Source organism: Bradyrhizobium sp. FW305-F6 (genome assembly GCF_058782905.1).
The window spans coordinates 20340-28755 of sequence record NZ_JBYSYD010000016.1 but is presented as its reverse complement, the minus strand read 5'-3'; the positions used below and the strand labels follow the sequence as shown (position 1 = coordinate 28755).

Annotated in this window: 7 protein-coding genes and 1 pseudogene; 5 read left to right on the top strand and 3 right to left on the bottom strand. The window is 58.7% G+C overall.

Going from position 1 to position 8416, the window contains the following annotated elements:
* Both AC3WLX_RS35970 and AC3WLX_RS35965 read left to right on the top strand, forming a co-directional pair.
* A partial coding sequence (locus tag AC3WLX_RS35970) for a hypothetical protein (RefSeq protein ID WP_492339317.1) occupies window positions 1–276 on the top strand: 276 nt, incomplete at its 5' end.
* A gap of 148 nt (window positions 277–424) precedes the next feature.
* Window positions 425–748, top strand: a complete 324-nt coding sequence (locus AC3WLX_RS35965) for an RNA polymerase sigma factor (RefSeq protein ID WP_492339316.1) — start codon at window positions 425–427, stop codon at window positions 746–748.
* Here the strand turns inward: AC3WLX_RS35965 and AC3WLX_RS35960 are convergent.
* Window positions 703–939: a hypothetical protein gene (locus AC3WLX_RS35960; RefSeq protein WP_492339320.1), complete on the bottom strand. Its 237-nt coding sequence runs from the start codon at window positions 937–939 to the stop codon at window positions 703–705. The two genes, AC3WLX_RS35965 and AC3WLX_RS35960, sit on opposite strands and share 46 nt — an antisense overlap.
* Here AC3WLX_RS35960 and AC3WLX_RS35955 point away from each other — a divergent pair.
* Window positions 826–1107: a hypothetical protein gene (locus AC3WLX_RS35955; RefSeq protein ID WP_492339319.1), complete on the top strand. Its 282-nt coding sequence runs from the start codon at window positions 826–828 to the stop codon at window positions 1105–1107. The genes AC3WLX_RS35960 and AC3WLX_RS35955 overlap by 114 nt on opposite strands.
* On the opposite strand, the gene AC3WLX_RS35950 is transcribed toward AC3WLX_RS35955, so the two are convergent.
* The gene (locus tag AC3WLX_RS35950; RefSeq protein ID WP_492339315.1) at window positions 1096–1872 is read right to left on the bottom strand and encodes a copper resistance protein B; all 777 of its coding nucleotides are present in this window, start codon (window positions 1870–1872) and stop codon (window positions 1096–1098) included. The genes AC3WLX_RS35955 and AC3WLX_RS35950 overlap by 12 nt on opposite strands.
* Window positions 1869–3929 carry a copper resistance system multicopper oxidase gene (locus AC3WLX_RS35945; RefSeq protein ID WP_492339314.1) on the bottom strand — a complete coding sequence of 687 codons (2061 nt, stop codon included), beginning with the start codon at window positions 3927–3929 and terminating at the stop codon, window positions 1869–1871. The genes AC3WLX_RS35950 and AC3WLX_RS35945 overlap by 4 nt, the downstream gene beginning before the upstream one ends.
* A gap of 2388 nt (window positions 3930–6317) precedes the next feature.
* Here AC3WLX_RS35945 and AC3WLX_RS35940 point away from each other — a divergent pair.
* Together AC3WLX_RS35940 and AC3WLX_RS35935 are read left to right on the top strand one after the other, a co-directional pair.
* The gene (locus tag AC3WLX_RS35940) at window positions 6318–6674 is read left to right on the top strand and encodes a hypothetical protein (protein ID WP_492339313.1); all 357 of its coding nucleotides are present in this window, start codon (window positions 6318–6320) and stop codon (window positions 6672–6674) included.
* A gap of 192 nt (window positions 6675–6866) precedes the next feature.
* A pseudogene (locus AC3WLX_RS35935) lies at window positions 6867–7646 on the top strand (transposase); the annotation flags it as partial.
* Between the last annotated feature and the right edge of the window lie 770 nt (window positions 7647–8416).

Here is an 8416-nt window from a genome sequence, read left to right as displayed (position 1 = left end):
AACGGGTGGGCGACTTCAAATCGGAATGGTGGGCGAGATCATCTCGGAATCCTGGGCGACATCGATCGGAATCCGCAGGCGGGCGCCGACATCGACAAGAGAAGCGTCGGACAGGCGCATTCGGGCTGCTGTGGCTCGCTGTGCTTCAGTGCGGTTTTTCCTCAACCTGCGTCGATCCTGCCGCTCCCCATGCCGCGCTTCCGCTGCGAGTCCGAGCCTGACCTGAAGATCGACGAAGGCACGTTCGCTCGGCGCTATCGGCCACCTATCGTCTGAAATTCCATGTGTGTGTTGGGCTGCTGCGCTCCGCTTTGGGGCGCGTGCGCTCATATGCCATTGCTTCATCTGCTGTGTTTTTCGGCACTTTGAGCCGCTCACAGCCCTTACCGAAGCAATCTGCCGAACATCGAACAGAGCAATTGCTATGTCATCATCGTGGACCAACCGTCCAGGCGCGGCTGCAACGAGCGCGCCACTATCGTCTATGGCTTCAGATCGAGCAGTTCGAACAGCTCTCGTCGAAAGCTACGGCCGCTTCCGGAGCTATCTGCGGAAGCGCTTTAGGGTGCAGGAAGAGGCTGAAGAAGTACTGCAAGCATTCATGTTGCGGGCTCTCGAACGTTCCTCCGATCTCCGGGACGCCAACGCTGTCCGCGGCTGGCTCAGCCGGATTCTGGCAACGACCATTGCTGATTTCCATCGTCAAAGGTCCAGGGCAATCAAGGGGCATCCTTCACGGCCGAACTGAACGACCGCCTCGCCATCGATCAGAGCCCGGAAGCAGATCAGGAAATTTGCGAATGTCTGCATCAATATCTTGCCTTGTTGACGACGGAGCAAGCCGAGATAATCAGAAGAATAGACCTCGCAGACGAACCCAGGGAATTGGTCGCGCTTGAACTCGGAGTGACCGTGAATAACATCACGGTTCGCCTTCATCGGGCGCGTCAAGCCTTGAAAGGCTGCCTCGAAGAAATGTGTGAGGCCTGCGCGGAGGGAAGTTATTTTGCATGTCGCTGCAATGAAGTTCGCCGCATTGATACATCGACAATTGCCCAGGCCAAAAGACCCGCGCGAAAATTCGATTCAAAGACCTTACCAGAATAGCCGCACACCCGCGACAAAGGACACCGCGGACACTGGTTCGCCGCTAATTCTCGCAATGGTCGCGGTCTGACCGACCTTGCGGTCCCAATTGACGCCGATATAGGGCGCGAAATTGCGGGTAAATTCGTAACGCAAGCGCGCCCCCAGCTCGAAATCTGTAAGCCCGCTGCCCAGCTCCAGGTCAGGCACCGGCTGCGCCTGAAGTCTCAGGTCGATACGGGGCTGCAGTATCAGGCGGTTCGTGATCAGGAGATCGTAAAACGCGGTGAACGAGGCGGAGACCTCGCCCTTCTGGCTTATGTATAGATCAGTGTCGGTTTCGATGAAGCCGGGTGCGAGACCTTGCAGGCCGATGACAGCATAGGTGCGGTTCGACCTATTTGAAAAGTCCTGTCGAACGCCCGCTTGGGCGTTGAAATAATAGTCAATCAGACGAGAATAAAGAACTTGCAGTTGACCTTCCTCGAGGTTCTTGGTTCTACCGCTGTAGAGGCCCTCCGACTTGAAAACCAGCCTGTCGTAGTCGCCTCCAATGTATGCTTCCATGTCCCAGCGCGCAGAATTCGGGCCGCTCCATTCGAGTTTCTCGAAACGCGAGGCGCTGAAGAGCTGCTGATCCGGGAAGCTTATTCCATTCGGGGCGCGAGATCCCCACCATGAGGTTTGTTCGACGTAAGGTACCGGGCTCTGGGCTTGAGCGGGCGCGCTCAGCGAGATAGATCCAAGTGCAAGGGCAATCAACGCAATCGGTTGAGCGCGATTCATCGAAGCCCCCTATCGGCCGCTATGCTCTGACGGACCACCTCAATCTTTCGCATCATGCCTGTCTCCATGTGATAGAGCTGATGGCAATGGAATGCCCAGGGACCTTCGGCGTCAGCGGGAACATCGACGTCGAGCGTGGCGCCTGGCTTGATATTGACGGTGTGTTTCTTGGGATTGCGAGCACCGTTGCCAACCTCCGGCAAGAACCACGTGCCGTGGATGTGCATCGGATGATTCATCATGGTCTCATTGATAAAGCGGAATCTGACGCGCTCGCCATACCGCAGCACGATCGGTTCGGCTTCGCTGAACTTTCGGCCATTGATCGACCAGAAATATCGCTGCATGTTGCCAGTCAGCCGCATCTCAATGATGCGATCGTAGGGCTTGTACGGGTACGGATTGAGCGCTTTGAGATCCCGATAGGAAAGGACCTTGGTCCCTGGAGGAGCTCCCGTGTCGTTGAGGAGAGGATCCGGCACTGCGTGCCCGCCCGTCACAGGGACACTCTCCATGTCTTCGCCGCCACGGAGGACATAGGCTTGTGGTCCCTGCTGGATTCCAGTTTCTACTTGCGGAGCACCACGAGCTCCACTACCCATTCCCGGCATGCTGGAATGATCTGGCGCGGCCCGCATCTGCGCCAGGGCGTCCGATCGATCGGGAGAGGCGCTGCTCATTCCCGGCATATTCCCGTGGTTCATCCCGGGCATGCCCGGAGCCTTGTCCCGCTTCGCCGGCTTTGGGGCGCGCCTTGAGTCTTTTGAACCGGACATACCGGACATCTGCGGCTTGGCTCCCGAAGTCCCATGCTGCATGCCGGGCATCGTGCCAGCGCCGCCCTTGCCGGACATTGCTCCCATGTCGCCCATTCCGATCGCCATCGCCACCGGATCTTCGGGCGCGACATGGCCCGGCATGTCTTGCTCCGGGCGCAGCGTGCCACGGTCGCCACCCTTCGGGCCGAGATTCATGCCCATTTCGGCCATCGAGACGAGCGGTCGCAACCGGTGCGGGGGCAGTTCGCCGATCATTCCCGGCCGGGGCGCCAGGGTCGCACGGGCAAAGCCTGTGCGGTCCAACGACTCTCCAACAATCGTATAGGCTCGGTCTTCGGTCGGCTTTACGATCACGTCGTAGGTTTCGGCATTACCGAACCGAAATTCGTCGACGACCACGGGCTGAACGTTGTTACCGTCGGCCTGGACGACGGTCATCTTCAATCCCGGAATGCGCACGTCGAAATACGTCATGGCCGAGCCGTTGATGAAGCGCAGGCGGATGCGCTCGCCGGGTTTGAACAATGCGGTAAAATTCTGCTCCGGCGTCCGGCCGTTGGCCAGGAATGTATAGGCCGAGACGTCCGAAATATCGGTCGGATCCATTCGCATCAACGACCAGGCGACGCGGTCATTGATGATCGCGCGGCGCGCCTCGTCGGAGGGCGCCTTGTTCACCTCCTGCAACAAGCCGACTAGAGTCCGCCGGTTAAAATTGTACCAGCCGCTCTCGGCCTTCAGGTTCTTGATGATGCTCCTGGCGTCATCACTCCAGTCGGAGAGCATGATGATGTAATCGCGGTCGTACCGAAACGGATCCTGCCCGCGAGGTTCGACGATCATCGGGCCATAGATGCCGAGTTGCTCCTGTTCGCCGGACGAGTGGCTGTGATACCAATAGGTTCCCGACTGTCTGAGCTGGAAGCGGTAAGTGAAGGTTTGCCCCGGCGGTATGCCGTCGCCATAGCCAGGGGAAATGCCGGGCACGCCGTCCATTTCGGGTGGAACAATCAGCCCATGCCAGTGGATCGAGGCATTTTCATCCAGGTGGTTTGTGACATTTACGACAACATTCTCCCCTTCCTTGAAGCGAAGAACGGGACCGGGAAGCTGACCATTGATCAGCAACGCGACATTGTCGCGGCCTGTAATGTTCACGACGTGCCTTTCTAGCACGAGATCGTAAGTGCCGGCGTTGGCACCTGTTTCGTCAAGGAACATCAGGCTCAACGTGGCCAAAACAATGCGCGCCCGCCGATTTCTGAACAAAGGTTGCATGCGGCCTCCCCTTTTTCGGTGAGATGGTCCGCCACCAGACTCCCATCTGCAGCCGATCAATCCGACGATGATGCAATGGCATTGGTCGGAAAATCAAGTATGACCGCTTGATTGCAGAACCGGTTGATTCAAATCAACTCCGGGCCGCCTTTAAGCGCCGGGGGTTTCCGTCGGCATCGACTGGAGCTGGAGAGGCATGATCGGAGGGCTCGTTTTTGGTGCTGTTGTGCTTCCGGTGCTGATCGCCTCAGCACCCGCAGCAGCGCAGATAACAAAAGCTCCGAGCCCAATATATTGCCAGACTTGCACCTTACCATGGCGGTCCGAAAACCGGTTCGTAGGCTTGCCGATATCTAGGCAAGCGACCGAAGAGGGCTTCGTGGCTCACAGGCGCTAGTTCCGCCGCCGTCGCTCACCTTTTTTGGACAGAAAACTCAGCTTCTCAATTTGGGATCGCGGACTCGCGGCTCATGCGGCGCTAGCGTCCGCAGATCGACACATGTCCACCTAAGCCTTAAACGATGTCTTTTCGGCATCGTCAGATCGGCCGCGAACGTCTCCTCTACGTTCCCCGGCAAACCGTCTTCGGACACGAACACGCGACACCTACGACGCACCTGCTCCGCCATTGGCGATCGACTCCATCGAGAGCGGAAACCTGTCCGACCATACGGCTCGTGCATGGGATGCAGCCACTTCATCATGGCCGCCCACCACGGCGCGGCCGCTGCCAGAACCTCTGGGCTCACGGACAGCAGTCGGGGTGTTCGGTTGGACTTGAAATCTTCGTTTCGAGCACTCCGCTATCCTGGAGAGCCTTGCAAACATCAAGGCGCTTTGGCCTGGCCTCTCGGAGATGAGCGACTAATGTGATAATGAAGATGCCTAGACCTCGACACGGAATTGATGAGGTGAACGATGCGCTGGTCGGTCTGCTTCAACGCATCGGTCGCGCCTTAGAGAGCGCTGAGCCAGGCGATCGCCTCTCGCGGTGGGCTGGTACTATCATCGCTCAAGGCAAAGATAACCAGCGAGCTTCCCGGGTTGCGTAACGCCCGCTTGAATAATAGGTCTACAAGGGGGCGCGAACCGAATATTCCCCACGCGACAAGAGAAATTGGAAGGGGGCTTTGTTATGGTGCCGGGGACGAAGACACGACATTCCTCTCGCAGAGGCCGTGCCGCATGGCAACTGAGGTATCGCGCATGCTGTGATGATGCTTCTTCCGTGCGGGCCTGAAAGGTGCTCGTACGCGAAGCGGAGTAGACAGGCGCCAAAGCTTGATCCTGATCAAATTGGGCTCGCCCATCAGTTTTAGAAGCAGCATCAATCTCTATGTGCGTGCGAGAAGCGGTTCACATGATGACGAAGATGAACCATCTGCAACCCGTTCCGGACCCGGCGACCTAAGGGATTCCACACCGTTGAGCGCGCCGGAGATACCAAAGTGGTACATGACAAGGAGGGGGCACTGAAAGACGAGAGCCACTGCCTTGGTGAATTCGTGCAAGGACGACGATCGTTCGGCTGGCGCCTCGCCGCTAGACCATTCCATTTCTCGCTTGTCGAACCGGACGTTGCCGTAGGGCGTTCGATCCGGGACAGTTCCCGCAGGTGCTGCCGAGCCACCAAGGAGATACCGACAGCAAATCGCGCCAAGATGCCCTGACGAACCACCTCAGTCTTTCGCATCATGCCTGTCTCCATGTGATAAAGCTGATGGCAATGGCCCAGGGCCCTCGGCACAGCGGGAACATCGACGTCGAGCATGGCGCCTGACTTGATATTGACGGTGTGTTGCGAGCACCGTTGCCAACCTCCGGCAAGAACCAGGTGCCGTGGATGAGCATCGGATGATTCATCACGGTCTCATTGATAAAGCGGAATCTCGGATTTGAAATTGGGGGCGGGATTCACCGATTTGGAACTTGCGCGCGTCTGGGGGATGAGCCGACATCGCGTGCATATCCCGCCGGCGGCGTTCACCTCACATGGTAATCCGAGAGCGCAAGCGAAGTCAGCCGATAAGGCAAGTCAGGGACTGGTCCAAGTTCGAAATTGTGGCCACGAGAAATAGAGGCGTGGCTGCCCGGTTGCCCGGTGGCAGCGTAAAAGAACAGAATTCGTCCTTTGGCTGCCGACCCTGATGTCGGAAATTAAGCAGCTGCCGGCAGATTGGAACGAGCGCGCACCGCCATCATCTGGAGGGCGTTTGAATTGAGCTTGGCAGTGAACCTTCCGCGTCTCATTTTCGGCGTTCTCTATCGATTCAGTCGATTCCGCCGCGCAATGTCGGGTCGCACACCTTCTCTCCCCGTCGGATACAGGACACAGCAGCGCCAGGAATTGTGGCGCTTCGGGCGGTAACCCCAAACAAGTGCAACCAGTTGCGCTGGATCAAATACGTAGCCGCCTCGCGCCGCTATAATAAATTGCGCCGGGAGGAACTCATGATCAACCATTGCAGGAATGTGATCCAAAAGGACTATCGGCAATACCGTGCCGCCGCCACCGTTAAACCGGGGCAGTCAGCAGTGCAGCGTGTGAAGAGCTGGCCCGAGGTCAACGTGGCGTTCGTCTCCCTGTTGCGCGGTGCGCAAAATTGGTCGCCGGAGCAGGACGACATTCTCCGTGAATTGGTGGACGCCAGCGCGCCGATCAGCGTCATCTGTTCAAGACTGAGTGCACGCATGACGAGGTCCGTACTCGTGTGCTGGTACTCAGGCTCAGGATTAGAGCGCTAAAATAGGGTGCGGCTTATCCCTTACAGGTCGTGTCCCCAGTGGCAGTATAGCACCGCGAGCAAAGCCGCCCGGACGCGCGCCCCCAAATAGCGCCGTAGCGGGCGGTCGGCTTTGCTGTGGCCCCCGGCAGTTCTCCGGTAGGATCGGGTTGCGACATGCAAGGCAACCGAGGAATCCCCGAGGACCGATGACATGATGAACCTGCGCACGCTCGTTGGAGAAGACCCCTGACGCTAGTCTGTTGCGGGAGATGATCGGCTTCCGGCCGAGCGCCCAATGGAGCTGGAAGTGGAAGGCCAGACCGGGGCCGCCTACGGCGAGAAGAACCCCGAGCGTCTGCACAGCGCGACGGCCACCGGGACCTGGTCTGGGAGACCCGCGCCGAGATCGACGAGAAGGTGAGGCCTTCCTCGCCCGGCTGAGCGAGGGCGACTGGCCCTATCTGTGGATCGACGCCACCTACGTGAAGGTACCCCAGAATGGCCGCATCGTGTCCGTTGCGGTGATCGTCGCGGTCGGTGTCAACAGCGACGGCCGCAGGAAGTGCTCGGCCTGGACACCGGCCCCTCCGAAGCCGAGACGTTCTGGACGGCATTCCTGCGCAAAAACGCCTCCGCGGGCCGCGGGGTGTCACGCTGGTCATGTCCGATGCCCACGCAGACCTTGGCCAAGGTGCTCAACGCCTTTAGGCAACGTGCCGCGAGCACTTCATACGCAACGCGCTGGGCCGTGCCGGCAAGAGCCGCCGTCGCGTCGTCTCTGCCTTCATCGCCACCGCGTGTGCCCAGGACGATGCCGTGGCCGCCAAAATGCAGTGGCGCAAGGTCTCCGACCAGCTCCGTTTCAAACCGTCCGAGCTTGCCGGCTCGCTCGACGAGACCGACACGGACGTGCTCGGCTACATGACGTTCTAACCGCAATACCGGACCAAGCTTCATCGACTAATCCGAAGAGCGGCTCAATGGCGAGATCTAGCGGCGCACCGGGGCGATCGGCATCTTCCCTGAGGAGGAAGCCATCGTCCGCCTCATCGCGCTGGAAACCATCGCACCCTTGAGCGAGCCCCAGGCCATCCGCCGGGTGACGCACGCCCATTTTCGATGGAGTGTTGAATTGGCGATTTGCTTTCCCGACCTGATCGGCCCGGTGGTGTTTTTCAGCGGGCTGCCGGGACCGCCTGCAAGACAGGCTTGCGGCAGTGCTTACGTCCTCCGTAGCGAAGTGTTGTCCATTGTCGACCGGCGCTCCAATCAGAAGTCGCCCCAGCCCTGTGCAAAGCTTGGCCGTGGTGAGCTGGCAGCTGTGCGAAAAGTCTGGCGCTAGATTGTGCGCGTTCGGCCAGCCTCACTCGACCGCCGGAACGGGCTGGGCATCTGGGATGTGCCTCGGCCGCCTGGCCATTCTGCTGCTCGGCTCTGTGATTGCCGAGTGTCGTCTGGTTGCCGATGGATTTTGCGGCATTGGGAGCTTAATGTTCTGACGCCAATCCTAGCTGCCCACAGTGAAGAGGGTTTGAATGCGAGTGATTGGTTAGACAGGCTGGATCGGTCGTTATCATCACCGCATTTTTCAATCGAGCTGCCTCGAAATCCACCACGTCTCCAACGCAAAGCTCATCGAGCATGCGCAGGTTTTGTGACGTGGAATGACATCTGCACGGCTGTCATGCTCATCGTCCTGTCGGAGCTCTCAACGGCATCAATCATAATCGTGATTGAACCTGATTGTTGTATATCGACAGC

Excerpts from the sequence above, each read along its gene's own strand:
- AC3WLX_RS35965 (WP_492339316.1), top strand. The coding sequence starts at position 425 with ATGTCATCATCGTGGACCAACCGTCCAGGCGCGGCTGCAACGAGCGCG.
- AC3WLX_RS35960 (WP_492339320.1), bottom strand. The coding sequence starts at position 939 with ATGAAGGCGAACCGTGATGTTATTCACGGTCACTCCGAGTTCAAGCGC.
- AC3WLX_RS35950 (WP_492339315.1), bottom strand. The coding sequence starts at position 1,872 with ATGAATCGCGCTCAACCGATTGCGTTGATTGCCCTTGCACTTGGATCT.
- AC3WLX_RS35945 (WP_492339314.1), bottom strand. The coding sequence starts at position 3,929 with ATGCAACCTTTGTTCAGAAATCGGCGGGCGCGCATTGTTTTGGCCACG.